Source organism: Rhodococcus wratislaviensis (assembly GCF_041228765.1).
GTDB lineage: Bacteria > Actinomycetota > Actinomycetes > Mycobacteriales > Mycobacteriaceae > Rhodococcus_F > Rhodococcus_F wratislaviensis.
In genome coordinates this window covers 1,263,431-1,281,854 of the sequence record NZ_CP150488.1, presented here as the reverse complement: position 1 = coordinate 1,281,854, position 18,424 = coordinate 1,263,431, and the positions used below count along the sequence as shown (strand labels likewise).

Sequence of the window (18,424 nt, the reverse complement as noted above, 5' to 3'; positions counted from 1 at the left end):
CTCCTGCTCGGTGGGCCCGTCCGCCCGCTGGCGGAGGACTGCGTACGACGAGCAGTGTGAGCGCCGTTACACCCAGCGCAACACCCTCCTAAGTGGGTTGCCTACCGGGACAGCTACTTTCGGGGGTACGGTCCGTGCCGTGCCGTGCCCGCATCGCGGCAGGGTCAGCGGAGGAAACCGCGCTCGCGGGCTGCGAGGATCGCCTGCACACGGTTGGTCGCGTGCAGTTTGCGCATGGCGCTCTTGAGGTAGGACTTCACCGTGTTGGGCAGCAAGCCGAGGGCCTCGGCGACCTCGCGGTTGCTCAGACCCCGCGCCACGTGTTCGAGCACGTCGATCTCGCGGGGCCGGAGCAAGGTCGGTGGATCCTGGGATCCGGCCGGCGTCGGGACGGGTGCGAACCGGTTCCCGACGGCCTCGACCCGGGCGCGCAGGGTGTCGTCCTCGATCTGGCCGGCCAGGTCCGTCAGTTCCTGGGCGATATCGTGCAGGTCGGCTCGGCTGAGCACCATCCGGTCGGAATCGGTGTTGTTTCGCATCAAGCTCAGCCGCCGCCGTACCTCGTCCTCGACCGCGATGTCGCGCTCCAGCCGACGGACCAGCGGTGTGAAGCTGTCGAACCAGCGGTCGCCCAAGCGCACGTGGGTTCGGGCCGCCAGGTAGACGAGGATCCGGGGTACACGGTCGACGATGATCGGAAGCGCGGCCAGGGTCTCGATCGCCTCCGGTCGCACGGCGTGGTCGTAGACGTGGGTGATGCCCTGCGCCGAGAAATAGTCGGCCACCGACACCGGGCGCGCGAGCATCAGTGCCTTGCCGCCGAGTCCCTCGCCGTTGCGAACGATCAGGTTCACCGCCGAGCGAGTGCGGACCCCGGTCAGGTCGGTGATCTCCATCGCCGCTGCCCCGTGATGCACCGGCCCACCGAACACCATGTCCATACCGGCGTGCTTGCGGAGAGTTTCCAGCGAGCGCGCGAGGATGCGCCGTTCGATCGGCGTATCGGTTTCGAATGACATGGTCACGTCGGCCTCCAACTAAACATCTGATGCCGAGGCTAGTGAGTGTCGTCACACCGTGGCAACGTCGTACCCACGAAGGTGGGTACGACATTCCCCGACCTACCTTCGGGGGTCCCGCTCCGTTCGTTTCACAGGTCACATTCCTCCCAGAACGGAGGAACACACATGAACACCAGGCTGAGTCATAGCGTCGGTCCGACCGAGCGGGCGCTGCTGGAGATGACGATCGGCGACAACTTCGACCGGACCGCCGCGAGATTTCCCGAGCGCGAGGCTGTGGTCGACGTTCCCACGGGCCGGCGGTGGACGTACGCCGGCCTCCGCGCCGACGTCGATGCGCTGGCTTCTGCCCTGCTCGAAGAGGGGATCGTCCCCGGAGACAGGGTTGCGATCTGGGCCCCGAACTGTCCTGAATGGGTGCTGGTGCAGTTCGCCGCGGCGAAGGTGGGTGCCATCCTGGTGACCCTCAATCCCGCATACCGCTCCCACGAACTCGAGTACGTCCTCACCCAGTCTGGGATCCGGCTGGTGTTCGCGGTCCCGTCGTTCAAGACCTCCGACTACGAGGCGATGGTCACGGAGGTTTCGCCCCGCTGCCCGGGCCTCGATCGGGTGATAATTTTCGGCAGCGACGAGTGGGATTCATTGCTGATCCGCGGAGATCAGGCCTCATCGGAACGGCTCACCGCAGTGCAGGCGGGCCTGTCACCGGACGACCCGATCAACATCCAGTACACGTCGGGGACCACCGGTTTCCCGAAGGGCGTCACTCTCTCGCACCGCAACATCCTCAACAACGGGTTCTTCGTCGGCGAGTTGCTCGGCTACACCGAGCAGGACCGGATCTGCGTGCCGGTGCCGTTCTACCACTGCTTCGGCATGGTCATGGGCAACCTCGGGGCCAGCACGCACGGCGCGTGTGTCGTCATTCCGTCACCGTCGTTCGACCCGGTCGCCACGCTGACAGCCTGTGCGCACGAGCAGTGCACCTCGGTGTACGGGGTTCCGACGATGTTCATCAGCATGCTCGATGTCCCGAATTTCGCGTCCTACGACCTGTCGTCGGTCCGCACCGGCGCGATGGCGGGCTCACCGTGCCCGGTGGAGATCATGAAGCAGGTCACCCAGTGGGTACCGGAGGTGGCAATCGCCTACGGAATGACCGAGACATCCCCTGCCTCCACACAGACCTGGGTGGACGACTCCCTGGACCGCCGGGTGTCCACCGTCGGCCGCGCCCACCCCCACGTGGAGGTCAAGGTCGTCGATCCTGCAACCGGCGAGACCGTGCCACGGGGGCGGTCCGGTGAATGTGTATCCGGGGCTACTCGGTGATGCTCGGTTACTGGAACGAACCCGAGAGGACCACCAAGGCCATCGACGCCGACGGCTGGATCCACAGCGGCGACCTCGCGGTCATGGACGAGGACGGGTTCGTCGCCATCACCGGGCGCATCAAGGACATGGTGATCCGCGGCGGGGAGAACATCTACCCGCGGGAGATCGAGGAGTTCCTCTATACCCATCCCGACATCCTGGACGCGCAGGTGATCGGGGTACCCGACACCAAGTACGGGGAAGAGCTGATGGTCTGGCTGCGGCTGCGCGAGGGAGCCGAGAAGATCGACGCGTCGAGCCTGCGGGAGTTCTGTAAGGGCAGAATCGCGCATTTCAAGGTCCCGCGCTACGTGCACTGCGTCGACCAGTTCCCCATGACCGTCAGCGGCAAGGTCCGCAAGGTGGAGATGCGGGAACAAGCCCTTCAGATCCTCGGGCTGTAGGCCCGAACACGCCCATACTCGAACCACATTCACGACAATCTGTACGGAGGAATTTGCATGAGCTGGACAATCGAACGGCGTGGTCGCGTCGCCGTGGTGACGATGAACACCAACCCGGTCAACGCGCAGAACCGCGCATTCTTCGCCGACCTGCACGACGCGTTCGACCGACTCGAACGCGACCACCCGCAGTCCCCGGTGGTGCTGACCGGGACTGGTACCCGATTCTCGGCCGGACTCGATCTCGGAGAACACTTTCCGCTCTTCGCCGGGGACACCGAGGCGGTCGCGTCCTGGTTCCAGGACTACCGGGCGACGAACATGCGGCTGTTCACCTATCCGCGGCCGACGGTGGCCGCGGTGAACGGGCACGCGTTCGCCGGGGGCCTGATCACCGCCGCCGTGTGTGATCGCCGCGTCGCCGTCCCCGACGGCGCCCGATTCGGGATCAACGAGGTGCCGATCGGAATCCCGATGCCCGCGGTGTATCTGCGGATGCTGGCCTACGCCTGGGGAGAACCCGTGGCGTCGCGCACCTGCTTGCAGGGCGAGATCTTCACCTCGGACGAGGCGTACTCCATGGGCATCGTGCACGAACTGGTGCCGGCGGAGGAACTACTCGATCGGGCCGTCGCCATCGCCGAGTCGACCCCCGAGGACTGCATCGAGAACTACGCCTACACCAAGCGGGCCCTGCAGGCCGCAGCCCTGCGCGACATCGCGGACCTCTCCGACCCACTGGACCGGAACGAGCTGGCCGCAGGCATGACGAGCGAGCCGTCCCGGCGCGCCCACCGCCGGTACTGGGAACAGCTCAAGGGCCGCCCCGCGGAGTGGTGAGCGGGGTGGACAGCGGCGTGGATGAACGGTTGCCGGACTGGGTGATCTGGCGGCAGCGGCCGTTTCCCGATGCCAACCTGCTGCTGATCGACGGGCGGGAACCGGCGCTCGTCGACAGCGGCTTCGTCGGGCACGCGCAGCGGACAGCCGAATGGGTGCGCGCGCACAGCGGCAACCTCACCCGGGTCGTGAACACGCACTGGCACGCCGACCACGTCGGCGGCAACGGTCTACTGCAGGCGGGGGGCGCCGGCATCGCGGCCGGCGCCCCGGACGCCGACGCCATCGCCCGACGTGACCCGGGCTGCTGTGCAGCGGAGTACCTCGACCAGCCGGTTGCCCCCTATACCGTCGACGAGCCGCTCGACGACGGGCAACTACTCCGGCTCGGTGACGCCGACTGGGAGGTCCTCCACACGCCGGGCCACACTCCCGGCCACGTGGCGTTGTGGCAACCCGAGGAGCGACTACTGGTGGTCGGAGATGCGCTGTCCGACTACGACGTCGGCTGGGTCAACCTCGCCCTCGACGGGCCTGACGCCGCGACTACCGCTGTCGCCTCGCTGCAACGACTGGCCGACCTCGAGCCGCGGGTTCTGTTACCCGCCCACGGCCCGATTCCCGCCGAACCCACCGCCGCATTCGCTGCCGCACTGCGTCGCGGCCGGCGTCTCGTCGACGACCCGGACGGCGCAATATGGTACGGCGCCCGGCGAATATTCGCCTTCGCGTTGATGATTCGCGGCGGCATCTCCGCCGACGAGGTCGAGTCCTACCTGCTCGCGCGTGCGTGGCTCGTCGACGCGGCCGCGCTGCTGCGCAGGACACCCGAAACCCTGGCCGCCGAACTGATCGACACCATGATCCGCAGCGGCGCCGTCGTGGTTCGGGACAACCGACTTCACGCGGCCGCCGAATACAGCCCGGTCATGCCGGAAACGCTGCAGGCTCCGTTCCCTCGGGCCTGGCCGGCGCCGGCAGGCCGGCGAGGCCTGTGAACATACCGCTGTCGCCGAGGCTATCCGGCCACGCGCTCGAACAGCAGCACTACACCGATCACGATCATCGCCGCCCCCGACACCCAGGTCACCACCCGCGCCGCGGCTGGCCGTGCCCGCAGCACCACCCGCGCACCAGTCCCCACCCCCGTGTAGACGACCGCGCAGCTGGCCGTGTGCACCAAACCCAACAGCACAATCTGCAGCGCGAGCGGCCACCGCGCGCCCGCGTCGGTGAACTGCGGCAGCAGCGCCAGAAACAGCAGAAACACCTTCGGGTTCAGTCCACTGATTCCCAGTCCTTTGACCGCCTGCCGAACCCACGATTCCGACGCCTGTTCCGCCCCTGCCTGCGGCAGCGCCACGGGGTTTGCGAGCATCGCGATCCCGAGCCACACCAGGTACGCCGCCCCGACCGCCGTCAACGCAGTCAGTACCAACGGCGAGCGGGCCACCAACGACGCGACGCCGGCGGCCACCACCACAGTCATCGCCACATGGCCCGTCAACAGTCCACCCACCGCGGGCACCACGGTGCGATGCCGCAGCCCCGCCGCGATCGCGTACGCCCAATCCGCCCCCGGGGTCAGCACGAACAGAAAAGACACCGCCCAGAACGCAGCAACGGTACCGATCGCCATGATCTCACTCATCCTTCACACTCTCGGAACACCAGAACGCCCGGCGGTCCCGATAAGAAAGATTAGAAAGAACGGGGGAGAAAACGTTGCCAAAGATTCCCTGAACACCACCGCGGTGGGGGAAAATCTTCCACATGGATAACGTAGACAGGAAAATTCTTGCCGAGCTCCAGCAAGATGGTCGACTCACCCTCACCGAACTCGCCGATCGAGTCCGACTCAGCATCTCGCCCTGCCACCGCCGTCTGCGCGCACTGGAGAGCTCCGGCGCGATCAGCGGTTACCGCGCACAACTCGACGCCCGCGCACTGGGCCTCACCTTCGAGGCGCTCGTCTTCGTCACCATGCGTGCCGCCGACCGCGACACCATCGAGGAATTCGAACAGGCCGTCGCCGCCATTCCCCATGTCCTGCAGGCTCAACGATTGTTCGGCGACCCCGACTACCTCCTGCGGGTCATCACCCGCGACCTACCCGACTTCCAGACGCTTTACGACGAAAGCCTCGCCACCCTCCCCGGCGTCCAGCGCCTCAGCTCCACCCTCGTCATGAAGAGCGTGGCCGACAATCGACCCTTGCCTCTATGAGGGATCGATCAGCTTCAGCGAATCACGCGGACAGGGCTGATCGAACCCGACCCCATGGCTACCGCGTGATCGTCGGGAGCATCGGCCGGGACCGGTCAGCGACCTTCAGTTTCGAGTTGATCGAGGATCCAGGCGGCGGCGTACGGACTGGAGCGCAGGCTGGAGTGGTCGACCGCGGGCGCGTCCGGGTAAGCCTCTTCGAACAGCGTGTTCGTCACTCCGGGCTCGGTGATGAACGAGCACGTCCCGGCGGGTGTCGCGATCTCGTCGTTCGCAGTGGCCAGCACGGAATAGCTGACACCGGGTTGTGTGATCGGCCCGTCGCCGAACACCGTCGTGTGCACTTCCGAGCCGGGTGCCAGTTGCAGGGCGACCGCCAGCTCCGATGAGGCGTGCCCGAGCAGCGGCGACAGAAACGGCAGCGCCTGCAGCGCCTGCACCGGGGTGATGGGCGGATTGTGGATGCCGAACGTGGCGAGGAAGCCGGTACCGTCGCAGTCCCGTCCCTCCGGTGCCAGGAAGACAGCATGCGTCACGTCTTGCGCACCGCCGAGCACCTTCAGGTAGTAATTCGACACGACCGTGCCGGCCGAATGCGCGACGAGGTCGACGGTATCCGCACCCGTCGCGTCCTTCACCGAAGTGACGAACGTCGCGAGCTGGGCTGCCTCGTCGGGAATGTTTCCGGCCCAGCGTCTTCCGTCGACGACACCACCCTGGAACACCAGGGTGCAGGTACCTGATTCGCGCAACGCTGACGTGACCGTCGACCACTGGTCCGCGGTATCGGACGTAGTGCCGTCCGCGCCTGGCAGCACGATCACCGGGCGTGGATTCGCGGCGCTGAGACTGCAGTCGATCAGCGGAGTCACCACCTCGCCCACAGGCAGCACGACCGGATCCACGGATCCCGTGGATGGCGCCGCCTGCGCGGCCCCTCCCGCAGTCACAACGAATCCGACCACCACTGCAATGAGAACACTCGTGCGTCGCCCACCCATGTTTCGAAGCCTCCCCACCTCGTATTTCACGCCCAGATGGTAACCCGAACCCACGGGCATCTCGGGTGTGTTCAGTCCGGCACAGCCAGCAGGATTCGCGAGCGGGTGCCGCGGTCGACAAGGTCGTGAGCACGCGCGGCCTGATCGAGGGGGACGGGTTCATCGATGGTGATCGACAGGGCACCGTCCGCCGCGGCGGCGGTCAGATCGGTGGCGGCCTGCTGTTTGGCTTCGGCCGGAAAATCGTCACTACCCAGCAAGCGAATGGTGATGTTGTCGAACAGCATCGGTCAGAACGGGAGACTGGGCCTGCCCTCGCCGGTGCCGTAGGCGGCGATCACGGTCGCGCCGCCCCACCGGGCCAGTTGTGTGGCCATCGATCCGACGCCGCCGAGCACACCGTGCACCAGGACCGTGCGGCCGCGGATCGGGCCGTCGCCGAAGACCCGGGTTCCGCCCTTCCATCGAAGGACGGAACCCGTTGCAGCCGAAGCCTAGAAGCTGGTGCGACCAGCGTCGACGAGTTGTGCGAGTAGTGGTGCCGGGGTCCACGTTCGACCGTGTACGTTCTCGAAGTCGCGGATCTTCTGCAGGGTGACGTCCAGACCGAGGGATTCGGCGTAGTACATCGGCCCGCCGCGGAAGGCGGGGAATCCGTATCCGTCGACGTAGACGACGTCGATGTCGGAGGCGCGTTGGGCGATTCCTTCACCGAGCAGTGTGGCGCCTTCGTTGACGAGGGCCAGTACGCAGCGGTCGATGATTTCCTCGTCGGTGATCGTGCGGCGTTCGATGCCGTCCTCGGCGGCGCAGGTGCGGATGATCTCGTCGACGGCGAGGTCCGGAACCGGTGTGCGGCTGCCCTTCTCATACCGGTAGTAGCCTGCTCCGCTCTTCTGCCCGAACCGTCCGTTCTCGCAGAGGGTGTCGGCGACCCGCGAATACCGGACGTCTTTCGGGCGGGTCGGGGCCAGTCGCTTGCGCGCAGCCCAGGCGATGTCGAGGCCGGCCAGGTCCGACATCGCGCACGGTCCCATGGCGAACCCGAACTGGTGCAGGGCCGTGTCGATCTGCTGCGGAGTCGCACCCTCTTCGAGGAGGAATTCGGCTTCGCGCCGATAAGGGGTGAGCATGCGGTTGCCGATGAAACCCTCACACACCTGCGACAGCACCGGGATCTTCCCGATCTGCTGCGCGAGCGTCAGGCCGGTGGCGACGACGTCGTCGGCGGTGGCTTCCCCGCGGACGACCTCGACGAGTTTCATGATGTTGGCGGGGCTGAAGAAGTGCAGACCGATCACATCGGACGGACGGCTGGTGGCACGTGCGATCTCGTCGAGGTCCAGTCGGGACGTGTTCGACGCGAGGATCGCCCCCGGCTTGCAGACGGCGTCGAGTTTGCCGAACACCTCCTTCTTCACGGTCATGTCCTCGAAGACGGCTTCGACGACGAGGTCGGCCTCGGCGGCGGCGTCGAGATCGAGGTTCGGTTCGATCAACGCGATGCGGTCGCGTGCCTGCGTCTCGGTGAGTTTGCCTTTGGTGGTGGATGATTCGTAGGTCTTGCGCACCAGGGCCGTTCCTCGGGTCAGGGCGTCCTGGTTCTGTTCGATCAGCGTGACCGGGAGTCCGCCGTTTGCGAACGCCATGGCGATCCCGCTGCCCATGGTGCCGGCGCCGATGACCGCCACCCGGGAGATCGGCCGTGCGGACGCGGCGGGAACGCCGGACAGTTTGGGGGCGGTCTTCTCCGCGAAGAACACGTGCCGCAGGGCCGCGGATTCCGGGCCCCGGAGCAGGCCGAGGAAGGCGGCCCGCTCGAAGGCGAGCCCGGCGGCGGTAGGAAGCCGGGTCGCGGTCTCGACGGCGTCGATGGCGGTGAGCTGGGCCAGGCCGTTGCGGGTGCTGGGCCGCACCGTACGGCGGGCGGCGTCGAAGTCGACACCTGTTGTGTCGGCGGGCGGCAGACTGTCGACCGCCGGTCCCGAGGTACCGGTGTCGATCTGGGTGCGGAGAAAGTCGACGGCGGCGCCGAGCGGGTCGCCGTCGAAGCAGTCGTCGGCGATACCGAGTTCGGCGGCCCGGGTGCCGAACACCGGCGTGCCCTGCTGGATCATCCGCAGCGCGGCCGCGGCGCCGATCAACCGGGGCAGACGTTGGGTGCCGCCGCCGCCGGGAATCAGGCCCACGTTCACCTCGGGCAGGCCGAGTTTCGCGTCCCGGTGTGTGATGCGGTAGTGGCAGGCGAGAGCGAGTTCGAGTCCACCGCCGAGGGCGTCACCGTGGATGGCGGCGATCACCGGTTTCGGTGAGTGGGTAATGGTGGTGAGGACGTCCGGCAGGGTGGGGTCGGCGGTCGCTGCGGGGGTGCCGAATTGGCGCAGGTCGGCGCCACCGCAGAATCCCTTGCCCTCGCCGACGATGATGACGGCGCGTATGTGGTCGTCGGCGGCGGCACGGGCGACAGCGGAGGCGAGTCCGGCGCGAACGGTGTCCCCGAGGCCGTTGACGGGTGGGTTGGCGAGGCGGATGACGGCGACTCCGTCGCGTACCTCGTACCGCACTGTCGGTGATGGCTGGTGTTGCTGGGACGTGCTCATGGACCCTTTTCCTCGGATGCTGATTGCGGGTGTCGCGGTCTTCTCCGATATCGCCTCTCCGTCGTGTCCGATTCCGCGGCGCCCTGGTGTTCCGATTTGGAACAACCGGATGTCCCCTCGCTGACCGATCCTGGAAGCACCCACCACACGCCGCACCCGGCGTACCGAGGCTCGCCGGCCGCGTGAGCTGACGATCAGTTCGATTTTCAGGAGACAACCGTGACCGCCACCGTGACCAGTGATCCGACAGTGCAGTTGGACGACGACGACTTCCGCGACATCCTGGCCCACACCCGGACTTTCGTGCGCAACGTCGTTGTCCCGCGTGAGCAAGAGATCGACGAGACGGACGCGATCCCCGCCGAGATCCGGACCGCGGCCAAGGACATGGGCCTGTTCGGGTTCGCCATCCCCCAGCAGTGGGGCGGCCTCGGCATGAACCTGGTGCAGGACGTCGAACTCGCGATGGAGTTGGGGTACACCACCCTCGCGCTGCGGTCGATGTTCGGGACCAATAATGGCATCGCCGGTCAGGTACTGGTCAGCTACGGCACCGAGGAACAGAAGACGACCTGGCTCGAGGGTATTGCGTCGGGTGAGGTCGTTGCCTCGTTCGCCCTCACCGAGGCCGGCGCCGGCTCCAACCCGGCCGGCCTGCGCACGAAGGCGGTACGCGACGGCGACGACTGGCTGATCACCGGGGAGAAACGCTTCATCACCAACGCCCTGATCGCGAACCTGTTCGTCGTGTTCGCCCGTACCCGGTCCGCCGACAGCGACGGCCCCGGCATCGCCGTGTTCCTGGTGCCGTCCGACACCCCCGGCGTCCAGGTGGGGAGCAAGGACCGCAAAATGGGGCACGCCGGATCGACCACGGCGACCGTGCACTTCGACGGCGTGCGGGTGCCGTCGTCGGCGCTGGTCGGTGGCAGTGAGGATGTCGGCTACCGCGCCGCGATGACGTCGCTGGCCCGCGGCCGGGTGCACGTCGCGGCGCTGGCGGTCGGGCAGGCGCAGCGTGCGCTCGACGAGTCGGTGGCCTACGCGGCGACCGCGACCCAGGGCGGCACCGCGATCGGGGACTTCCAGTTGGTCCAGGCGATGCTCGCCGACCAGCAGACCGGCGTCATGGCCGGGCGGGCCCTGGTGCGTGACGCCGCCCGCTCCTGGGTCGAGGACACCGACCGGCGCCTCGCCCCGTCCATCGCGAAGCTGTATTGCACCGAGATGGTCGGCAAGGTCGCCGACCTCGCGGTGCAGATCCACGGCGGCAGCGGGTACATGCGCGAGGTCGCGGTCGAGCGGATCTACCGCGACGTCCGACTACTTTGCCTGTACGAGGGCACCAGTGAGATCCAGCGCCTGATCATCGGCGGCGGGCTGGTCAAGCAGGCCCGCAACACCGCAGGCGGGCAACGATGAGCAACCAGCTACCCGGTCTACTGCCCCTCGACGGAATCACCGTCGTCAGCTTCGAGCAGGCCGTCGCCGCCCCGATCGCCACCCGGCACCTGGCCGATCTGGGTGCCCGTGTCATCAAGGTCGAACGCATCGGTGAGGGCGATTTCGCCCGCAACTACGACAGCGCCGTGCACGGAATTGCCTCGCATTTCGTCTGGCTCAACCGCGGCAAGGAATCGGTGACCGTCGACCTGAAAGCGGCCGAGGGCGTCTCGGTCATCCGCAAACTCGTCGGCCGGGCAGACGTCGTCGTCCAGAACCTCGCACCCGACGCCATGGACCGGCTCGGTCTGGGCGCGGAGGTACTCCGCCGGGATCGTCCCGAGCTGATCGTGGTCAACATGACCGGCTACGGCACCGACGGGCCACTGAAGGACCGCAAAGCCTACGACATGCTCGTCCAAGCCGAGACCGGGCTGTGCTCGATCACCGGCACCCCCGAGACCGCCACGAAGACCGGTGTCCCCGCTTCGGATATCGCCGCCGGCATGTATGCCCTCACCGCCGTGCAGGCGGCGCTGTTCCGCCGCGAGCGGACCGGCGTCGGCGCCGTTGTGAATGTGTCGATGTTCGATGCCACCGTCGAATGGCTCGGTCACCCGATGTACTTGCAGATGTACCAGGACACGCAGGTGCAACGGATGGGACTGAGCCACGCCTCGATCTCGCCCTACGACGCCTATCCGACCATCGATGGCCGGATACTCATCGGCGTGCAGAACGACCGCGGCTGGCGGGCCCTGGTCACCGACGTGTTCGACCGCCCCGACCTCGCCGAGCACCCGAAGTTCGCGACCAACATCCTCCGGGTCAGGCACCGAGCCGCGACCGACGCGGTCGTCGCCGAACACACCCGCCGGTTCGACACCGGAGAACTCGACAAAAGGCTCGCCGCAGCAGGGGTGCCCGCCGCACGGTTGAACGACATGCGTGATCTCATCGACCACCCGCAGCTGTCCGAGCGCGACCGGTGGCGTCGGATCGACACCGAGTCCGGCCAGGTCCGGGCCGTATTGCCACCGATGACGTTCACCGACGTCGAACTGCCCATGGGACCGGTCCCAGCCCTGGGGAAGCACACCGACGCCGTGCTCGCCGAACTCGGCCTCACCGACGCCGCGATCGCCGGACTGCGTACCGGAGGGACCGTCGGGTAGATGCCTCACTTCTCCCGATAAACCGTCAATGTTTCATTTCGGAACAACCGCGCATACTTGTACTGACCAACAATGTGATGCGGAACACTGTTGTATCGGATAAGGGGAGCACATGGCTCAGCGCGCCGGTGGAGGCAAATCCGGTCGTGTAGCCGGTCCACTCGATCAGGAGCGGATCCGACGAGCGAAAGAGGAGCTGCTCGCCAAAGGATTACTGGACTCGGATACCTTGCACTCCGGAGTCCGGGAAGTCATCGATCGCAGCTGGCGCCGTTGTATCGGTGAGGAAGTGCAGTCCGTCCAGCCGCCGTACCGGGGGAGTCTGGTCACCAATTCCGCTCTCGAGGAGGCTGCGGAGCCCGTGCTGGCGCGCTTGGCGGATCACCTGGCCGACGTCCGTGTCGCGATGTTCCTCAGTGACAGCAGCGGCAACATCCTCAGCCGCAAGGCCAGCGAACCGCGCCAGCGCTCTCGCCTCGACAGTGCCTACGCTGCCGAGGGGTTCGACTTCTCGGAGCGCACCATCGGTACCAACGGGATGGGCACCTCTCTCGCCGAGAGACGTCCGCTGGTGATCCAGGGTAACGAGCACTTCAGCGAGCGATTGGCCGCGTTCTCCTGCGCCGGGGCCCCGGTCTTCGAGCCCTTCACCGGTCGTCTGCTGGGGACGTTCTCACTCGCCGCCAACACCGAGGACGCGTCCCCTCTGATGGGGGCGATCACTGTCGACGTCGGGCGGCAGATCGAGAGCAACCTCGCCGCGACACTCGAAATGCACGATCATGCCCTGGTCCGGTCCTACCTCTACGCGAATCGGAACAAGCGCGATCAGGTCATCGTGATCAACGAGCAGACCATGTTCGCCAACACCGCCGGCCTGTCCCATCTGGGTCCTGGCACGCACGCCATGCTGTGGCACTACCTGAACGACAACGCACCCACCCGGGACAAGTGCCGGATGCCGATACCGCTGCAGTCCGAGTGGCACGAGGCCGAGGTGGAGATGATCGACCGTGGGTCCGGATCGAGCCCCACCTACATGATTCGAGTGCTGCCCGAACAGGACAATGGCCTGCGACTGGACCGGGGTGAGTCCGTAACTGCGCATCGCCGGTCGCCCAGGGCGAAGCGATCACCCCGACCGCCGGTGCATCCGGTGCCCGCGGTCGACGAGCAGCTGTCCCAGGTGGCTCGGCACCGTGAATGCCTTGCACTCGACGGAGGCCCGGGTACCGGGAAGCTGCACACGGCCACTGCGTTCCTGCGCACGCACTTCGCGGCGCAGGATCCCCACGTGGTCGATGTCGCGACACTCTTGCCGGACGAGGGGCCGCAGTGGTTCGTCGCAGCTTCTGCCGCCCTCGAATCGGGACGTCCGGTGATCGTGCAGCACCTGCAAGACCTCACCCCACTGCAGGTGAATCGGGTCAAGGCGCTCATGCGTCCCGCGGAATCGCACGTTCCGGTTGTCGTCACCGTCGATGGGGACAGCGCCCCCGCGCACGTCAGCTCCCTGATCAGTCAGATGGCCACCACCGTGGCGTTGCCCGACCTCCGAGACATGGGCGAACACATTCCCGGCCTGATCGATGCGGCCTTGTCGGAACTGGAGGGTTCTGAGCAGTCGACGAAATTCTCCTCCGAGGCGCAGCAATTGCTGATTCGCTGGAGCTGGCCCGGAAACCTCGCCGAACTGCGCCGGACCGTAGAGCAACTCGTCCGCCGTATGCCCGGCCGGGTGATCCAGATTGCCGACCTGCCGGCTCAGATTCAGGGGGCGGGGTCCGGCCGTCGGCTGTCCATGATCGAAACCTCCGAACGCGAGACGATTCTGCGGGCTCTGCAACAGTTCTCGGGCAATCGCAGCAAGGCCGCGGAGGCATTGGGAATCGGCCGGACCACGCTGTATCGAAAGATGCAGGCTCACAACATCGAAGTGTGAGCCTGCATCCTCTCGTCACGTCAGGCTCGGGCGCTGAGTTTCTCGGTCACCACGGGGATGACCTTGTCGGCCAGGTACTGGATGCGCGCCGATCCGGATTCGACGGACTCGCCGGGCAGTTGGGCCCAATAGTGGAAGTCGCGGATCTGGGGATAGGTGGTGGCCAGTGACACCAGTTCGTCGACCGCCATCGAGGCGTCCATCAACCGGTAGGCGCCGGCGTCGAGGATGGACTGGGTGTCGGGGAATTGTGATGGCTGATTCGGGCCCTCGAACGATCCCCACTCGATGTATTTGTTGAGTTGGTATCGGGCGTGCTCGCCCACCTGCGACCAGACCCGCTCGGGATCGTCGGCGACGATCGCCCACTGACTCGCGTAGATCCGCGCACCGGCAGTGCTTCCGCCATGGCGTTCGACGGCGTCCAGGTAGACCTGGCAGTGGTCGTTCGACAGGGTGATCAGGCCGTCGCCGAGTCGGGCGGCCCGATCGATACCCGGCACGGACTGGCCTCCGATCAGCAGCCGCGGCGACACTTCCGGCAGGGGTGTCACCGGAACTCCGGGCAGCGAGAAGCGCTTGCCGTCGAAGGGTTCTCCGCTGCCGCTCCAGGCCCGTCGGATCACGGCGATGGCATCTTCGAGGAGGCTCGGGCGTTGCTTGACGGTGCGCCCGAAGGCAGCGAACTCCATTGCGCGGTAGCCCAGTCCGACGCCGAGCTCGAACCGATTGCCGGTCAGCAGCGACAGCGCCGCGGCGTCCTCGGCGAGGCGCACCGGCTCGTGCAGACCCGCGACGACGATGTTGGTGCCGATCCGCATCGTCGACGTCCGTGCGCCGATCGTTGCGGCGACCGTCAGCGGGGAGGAGGCGTAGTCGTCGTCGGCGAAGTGGTGTTCGCTCAGCCACGCGGAGGTGAATCCGAGTTGCTCCGCCCAGACCACCTGGTTGATGGATTCGCGGTAGAGACTGCCGAGCGGCTGCCGCCACTGGGCCGGGTTTCGGAAGTCGTACCAGAGGCCGAACGTCGGGACGTGAGAGGAGGTCATGAGGTGCTCCACAACGGTGGGGAGGGGTGACGGGAAGTGCGGATCAGACGAAGAGCATGCCGCCGTCGATGAGGGCGGACTGGCCGGTCATGTAGTTCGAGTCGGGTCCGGCGAGGTAGGACACGAAGCCTGCGACGTCCTCGCCTCTGGAGACTCGTCCGAGGGTGATGCCGGCGGCCATGGCCTTCATGGATTCGCCCTCGCCGACGTTGTTGATGGCGCCGAGGTCGCGGTCGACCTCCACCCACATGTTGGTGTCGACGATGCCGGGACAGTATGCGTTCACGGTGATACCGTGCTCGGCCCATTCCTGCGCCGCTGCCTGGGTGAGGGCGCGTACACCGAACTTGGACGAGCTGTAGACGCCCAGCAGGGGGAAGCCCTTGTGGCCGGCGATCGAGGACGCGCCGATGATCTTGCCGCCGGTGCCCTGCTTGATCATCTGCCGCGCCGCCTCGGTGTAGCAGAGGAAGACGCCGCGGCCGTTGACGGCGTGAACCCGGTCGTACTCCTCCGGGGTGACGTCGAGGAGCGCTTTGGTCTGCGCGATGCCCGCGTTGGCGACGAAGACGTCGAGGGAACCGAGCTGATCGGCAGTGTCGACGACCAATTGCCGGACCGAATCATGATCCGACACATCGCCGGTCAGGGCAGCCGATCGTCTACCGAGGGCTTCGATGCCCTTGCGGGTGACGTCGAGCTCGTCTTTCATCGAGGGCAGGTCCGAGACGGCGACGTCGTGGCCGTCCTGGGCGAGGCGCAGGGCGATGGCCTTCCCGATGCCGCGGGCGGCACCGGTTACATGTGCAACTGTCATTGTCATTCTCCTGTAGTGAAAGTGAGTGGGATCAGAGGGTGGGATCGACGAGCAGCTTCATCTTCTGGCCGGCGCGGAGCGCTTCGAACCCCTGCTCGATGACACCGCTGAGGGGCACGGTGTCGACCCATCCGGTCGTGTCGTAGTGGCCCCGGGCCATGAGGTCGATGACGGCCCGGTAGTCGTCGCCGGTGTAGCAGATCGTTCCCTGGATGCGACGCTCGCGCAGAACGAGGTTGATCAGCGGAGTGGGCAGTGGCTTGTCGTAGATCGCCACGCTGATCAGGGGTCGGCGTTCGCCGACGCACTCGAGCGCCGAGGTGACCGCCGGGGCGACCCCTGCGGCGTCGAATGCGGCGTCGACACCGTCACCGTTGGTGCGGTCGGCGATGAGTGCGGACACGTCCTGGCTCGTCGGGTCGAGTGTCCGCGCGCCGAGCGCCTCGATCGACGCGCGACGGGTCGGTGAGGGCTCGACCACGTCGATCTCGGTCAAACCCATACCCCGCAGCGCGAACCAGAGACCGATGCCGATGGGGCCGGCGCCGTAGATCAGCGCACTACACTGGTCGCCCACCTCACCGAGGACGGCGGCGTGGTACGCGACGGCCATCGGTTCGACGAGTGCGCCCATCTCCAGCGGGATGCTCTCGGGAAGGGCGTGCACCTGGTTGCGGGGGACGACGGTGTACTCGGCCATGCCGCCGTCCGCCATGAGGCCGTGGAAACCCACCGACGTGCACAGGTTGTAGCGACCGGACTTGCAGGGGCGGCACTCACCGCAGCGGTAGACCGGCTCGATGGCGACGTGGTCGCCCTCGTGCACATCCGTGACACCTCTGCCGACGTCGGTGACGACACCGGAGAACTCGTGCCCGATGACGAGGGGCATGGCCTTGCCGGTGAGCGGGTGCGGGTCGGACGGCGGGATGAAGATCGGCCCGTCGTAGTACTCGTGGAGGTCGGTTCCGCAGATTCCGTTGCGGCTGACCCGCACCTTGACCTGCCCGTCTCCGGGTGTCGGCTCGGGAACGTCTTCGATCTCGAGCTTCTTGTTGCCGTAGTAGACGGCAGCGCGCATGACTACTCCTGGTGTCGCAGTGGTGGGGTCGGCCGCTCAGACGATGCGGACGAGTTTCTTGTTGGCGAACTCGTCGAGGCCGAAGCGGCCGAGTTCGCGTCCGATTCCGGAGTTCTTGACGCCACCGAACGGCAGATCCGGGGCACTTCGGATGGTGGTGTTGACACCGACCATGCCGACGTCGAGCCGGTTGGCGACGTAGTCGGCTTCGTTCTCGTCGCGGGTGAACACCGCGCTGCCGAGCCCGTACGGTGAGTCGTTGGCCAACTCGATGGCCGCGTCCACCGACTCGACCTTGTGCAACACGGCGACCGGGCCGAACAACTCCTCGTGGTACGCGCGCATCGCCGGGGTGACACCGGAGAGCACCGTGGCCGGGTAGTAGGCGCCGGGGCCGTCCGGGACCTCACCGCCGAGGTGGACGACGGCGCCCTTGGCGATCGCGTCGTCGACCAGGGCGGTCAGGTCGGCACGGGCGGCGACGGACGCCATCGGCCCGAGACGGGTGTCTTCACTCATCGGGTCCCCGGCCCGCCATTGCGCGGCCTGTTCGACGAACGCCGGGACGAACTGGTCCCACACCGAGGCCTCGATGATCATCCGCTTCGACGACGTGCAGGCCTGGCCCGCGTTCCAGAACCGGCCGGCGACCGCAGCGGAGACGGCCTTGTCCACGTCTGCGCCGGGCAGGACGATCAACGGGTCGGAACCGCCCAGCTCGAGCACGCACTTCTTGAGGTGGCGTCCGGCATGCGCGCCTACTGCGCTGCCGGCTCGTTCGGATCCGGTCAGCGACACACCCTGCAGGTGAGGGTCGGCGATCATCGTCGCGACCTGATCGGTGGTGGCGAACACGTTCTGGTAGATCGCGGCCGGTGCTCCGGCCGCGTCGATGATCTCGGCGATCCGCAGGGCCTGCTGCGGGCAGGAGCCGGCATGCTTGATCAGAATCGTGTTGCCCAACAGCAGGTTCGGCGCGACGAATCGGGCGACCTGATAGTAGGGGAAGTTCCACGGCATCACACCCAGCAGAGGCCCGATCGGCGCGGTACGCACCAGTGCCCGCCCGGCGCCGGCGATGTCGAGTTCCTCGTCGGCGAGCAGTGCCGGCCCGGCGGTGGCGTAGTAGTCGTAGATCGAGGCCGACAGCTCCACCTCCGCCTCCGCCTGTGCGATCGGCTTGCCCATCTCGAGGGTCATCAGCTTGGCCAGTTCGGTGGCGTGCTGTCGGTGTAGCTCGGCGACCTTCGCGAGCACCGCCGCGCGGTCGGCCAGATCGACCTCACGCCACAGCCGGTAGGCGTCGGCGGCTCGTACGAGCGCCTGATCGGCGTCGGCGTCCGACATCGTGGTGAACTCACGCACCACGGTGCCGGTGGTGGGGTCGACTGTTGCGTACTTCGTCATTCCTCGTCCTTCGTTGCAGATCGAATCCGGCCTCGCAGGG

General features: G+C 66.8%; 15 protein-coding genes and 1 pseudogene. 7 read left to right on the top strand and 9 right to left on the bottom strand.

The features are described 5' to 3' along the window. Nucleotides 1–164: 164 nt before the first annotated feature. The gene (locus WKC72_RS05725) at nucleotides 165–1,019 is read right to left on the bottom strand and encodes a response regulator transcription factor (protein WP_370184270.1); all 855 of its coding nucleotides are present in this window, start codon (nucleotides 1,017–1,019) and stop codon (nucleotides 165–167) included. Nucleotides 1,020–1,187: 168 nt separating this feature from the next. Here WKC72_RS05725 and WKC72_RS05720 point away from each other — a divergent pair. The 3 genes and pseudogenes from WKC72_RS05720 to WKC72_RS05710 all read left to right on the top strand — a co-directional run bounded on the left by WKC72_RS05720 (nucleotide 1,188) and on the right by WKC72_RS05710 (nucleotide 4,641). Further along, nucleotides 1,188–2,803: pseudogene (locus WKC72_RS05720) on the top strand (AMP-binding protein). A 57-nt stretch (nucleotides 2,804–2,860) separates the two neighbouring features. Further along, entirely contained in the window at nucleotides 2,861–3,643 is a 783-nt protein-coding gene (locus tag WKC72_RS05715) for an enoyl-CoA hydratase/isomerase family protein (protein ID WP_037242977.1), read from the top strand. Between the two features lie 17 nt (nucleotides 3,644–3,660). Further along, nucleotides 3,661–4,641: an MBL fold metallo-hydrolase gene (locus tag WKC72_RS05710; protein WP_370182004.1), complete on the top strand. Its 981-nt coding sequence runs from the start codon at nucleotides 3,661–3,663 to the stop codon at nucleotides 4,639–4,641. Between the two features lie 20 nt (nucleotides 4,642–4,661). On the opposite strand, the gene WKC72_RS05705 is transcribed toward WKC72_RS05710, so the two are convergent. After that, a complete protein-coding gene (locus WKC72_RS05705) occupies nucleotides 4,662–5,282 on the bottom strand; it encodes a LysE family translocator (protein ID WP_037243300.1) in 621 nt (206 codons plus the stop codon). Nucleotides 5,283–5,416: 134 nt separating this feature from the next. Here WKC72_RS05705 and WKC72_RS05700 point away from each other — a divergent pair, with 134 nt between their 5' ends. Next, the gene (locus WKC72_RS05700; RefSeq protein ID WP_370182003.1) at nucleotides 5,417–5,869 is read left to right on the top strand and encodes an Lrp/AsnC family transcriptional regulator; all 453 of its coding nucleotides are present in this window, start codon (nucleotides 5,417–5,419) and stop codon (nucleotides 5,867–5,869) included. A 95-nt stretch (nucleotides 5,870–5,964) separates the two neighbouring features. Here WKC72_RS05700 and WKC72_RS05695 read toward each other — a convergent pair whose 3' ends face one another. From WKC72_RS05695 to WKC72_RS05685, 3 genes are all read right to left on the bottom strand, one after another. Then, nucleotides 5,965–6,762: an esterase/lipase family protein gene (locus tag WKC72_RS05695; RefSeq protein WP_370182002.1), complete on the bottom strand. Its 798-nt coding sequence runs from the start codon at nucleotides 6,760–6,762 to the stop codon at nucleotides 5,965–5,967. 179 nt (nucleotides 6,763–6,941) lie between these two features. Continuing rightward, nucleotides 6,942–7,157: a hypothetical protein gene (locus WKC72_RS05690; RefSeq protein WP_176582585.1), complete on the bottom strand. Its 216-nt coding sequence runs from the start codon at nucleotides 7,155–7,157 to the stop codon at nucleotides 6,942–6,944. 207 nt (nucleotides 7,158–7,364) lie between these two features. Further along, nucleotides 7,365–9,470 carry a 3-hydroxyacyl-CoA dehydrogenase NAD-binding domain-containing protein gene (locus WKC72_RS05685; protein WP_112299813.1) on the bottom strand — a complete coding sequence of 702 codons (2,106 nt, stop codon included), beginning with the start codon at nucleotides 9,468–9,470 and terminating at the stop codon, nucleotides 7,365–7,367. Between the two features lie 219 nt (nucleotides 9,471–9,689). Here WKC72_RS05685 and WKC72_RS05680 point away from each other — a divergent pair, with 219 nt between their 5' ends. The 3 genes from WKC72_RS05680 to WKC72_RS05670 all read left to right on the top strand — a co-directional run bounded on the left by WKC72_RS05680 (nucleotide 9,690) and on the right by WKC72_RS05670 (nucleotide 14,030). Then, nucleotides 9,690–10,892 carry an acyl-CoA dehydrogenase family protein gene (locus tag WKC72_RS05680; RefSeq protein WP_174233799.1) on the top strand — a complete coding sequence of 401 codons (1,203 nt, stop codon included), beginning with the start codon at nucleotides 9,690–9,692 and terminating at the stop codon, nucleotides 10,890–10,892. Further along, complete coding sequence (locus tag WKC72_RS05675) at nucleotides 10,889–12,088, top strand: CaiB/BaiF CoA transferase family protein (RefSeq protein WP_370182001.1); 1,200 nt, start codon at nucleotides 10,889–10,891, stop codon at nucleotides 12,086–12,088. Before WKC72_RS05680 ends, WKC72_RS05675 begins: the two co-directional genes overlap by 4 nt. A 112-nt stretch (nucleotides 12,089–12,200) precedes the next feature. Further along, on the top strand, nucleotides 12,201–14,030 hold the full coding sequence (locus WKC72_RS05670) for a sigma-54-dependent Fis family transcriptional regulator (RefSeq protein ID WP_370182000.1): 1,830 nt from the start codon (nucleotides 12,201–12,203) through the stop codon (nucleotides 14,028–14,030). 20 nt (nucleotides 14,031–14,050) lie between these two features. On the opposite strand, the gene WKC72_RS05665 is transcribed toward WKC72_RS05670, so the two are convergent. Genes WKC72_RS05665 through WKC72_RS05650 form a run of 4 tightly spaced genes read right to left on the bottom strand, consistent with a single transcriptional unit; the run spans nucleotide 14,051 to nucleotide 18,384 of the window. Further along, a complete protein-coding gene (locus tag WKC72_RS05665; protein WP_370181999.1) occupies nucleotides 14,051–15,079 on the bottom strand; it encodes an LLM class flavin-dependent oxidoreductase in 1,029 nt (342 codons plus the stop codon). Between the two features lie 43 nt (nucleotides 15,080–15,122). Beyond that, on the bottom strand, nucleotides 15,123–15,896 hold the full coding sequence (locus WKC72_RS05660; RefSeq protein ID WP_370181998.1) for an SDR family oxidoreductase: 774 nt from the start codon (nucleotides 15,894–15,896) through the stop codon (nucleotides 15,123–15,125). 31 nt (nucleotides 15,897–15,927) lie between these two features. Beyond that, on the bottom strand, nucleotides 15,928–16,977 hold the full coding sequence (locus tag WKC72_RS05655; RefSeq protein WP_370181997.1) for a 2,3-butanediol dehydrogenase: 1,050 nt from the start codon (nucleotides 16,975–16,977) through the stop codon (nucleotides 15,928–15,930). Nucleotides 16,978–17,013: 36 nt separating this feature from the next. After that, nucleotides 17,014–18,384 (bottom strand): NAD-dependent succinate-semialdehyde dehydrogenase, encoded by a 1,371-nt coding sequence (locus WKC72_RS05650; protein WP_370181996.1) that lies wholly within the window; start codon nucleotides 18,382–18,384, stop codon nucleotides 17,014–17,016. Between the last annotated feature and the right edge of the window lie 40 nt (nucleotides 18,385–18,424).

Bases quoted from the DNA above. Each gene is read 5' to 3' on its own strand.
- WKC72_RS05685 (WP_112299813.1), bottom strand. From the start codon at position 9,470: ATGAGCACGTCCCAGCAACACCAGCCATCACCGACAGTGCGGTACGAG.
- WKC72_RS05655 (WP_370181997.1), bottom strand. From the start codon at position 16,977: ATGCGCGCTGCCGTCTACTACGGCAACAAGAAGCTCGAGATCGAAGAC.
- WKC72_RS05650 (WP_370181996.1), bottom strand. From the start codon at position 18,384: ATGACGAAGTACGCAACAGTCGACCCCACCACCGGCACCGTGGTGCGT.
- WKC72_RS05715 (WP_037242977.1), top strand. From the start codon at position 2,861: ATGAGCTGGACAATCGAACGGCGTGGTCGCGTCGCCGTGGTGACGATG.
- WKC72_RS05665 (WP_370181999.1), bottom strand. From the start codon at position 15,079: ATGACCTCCTCTCACGTCCCGACGTTCGGCCTCTGGTACGACTTCCGA.
- WKC72_RS05670 (WP_370182000.1), top strand. From the start codon at position 12,201: ATGGCTCAGCGCGCCGGTGGAGGCAAATCCGGTCGTGTAGCCGGTCCA.
- WKC72_RS05690 (WP_176582585.1), bottom strand. From the start codon at position 7,157: ATGCTGTTCGACAACATCACCATTCGCTTGCTGGGTAGTGACGATTTT.
- WKC72_RS05675 (WP_370182001.1), top strand. From the start codon at position 10,889: ATGAGCAACCAGCTACCCGGTCTACTGCCCCTCGACGGAATCACCGTC.
- WKC72_RS05725 (WP_370184270.1), bottom strand. From the start codon at position 1,019: ATGTCATTCGAAACCGATACGCCGATCGAACGGCGCATCCTCGCGCGC.
- WKC72_RS05700 (WP_370182003.1), top strand. From the start codon at position 5,417: ATGGATAACGTAGACAGGAAAATTCTTGCCGAGCTCCAGCAAGATGGT.
- WKC72_RS05705 (WP_037243300.1), bottom strand. From the start codon at position 5,282: ATGGCGATCGGTACCGTTGCTGCGTTCTGGGCGGTGTCTTTTCTGTTC.
- WKC72_RS05660 (WP_370181998.1), bottom strand. From the start codon at position 15,896: ATGACAGTTGCACATGTAACCGGTGCCGCCCGCGGCATCGGGAAGGCC.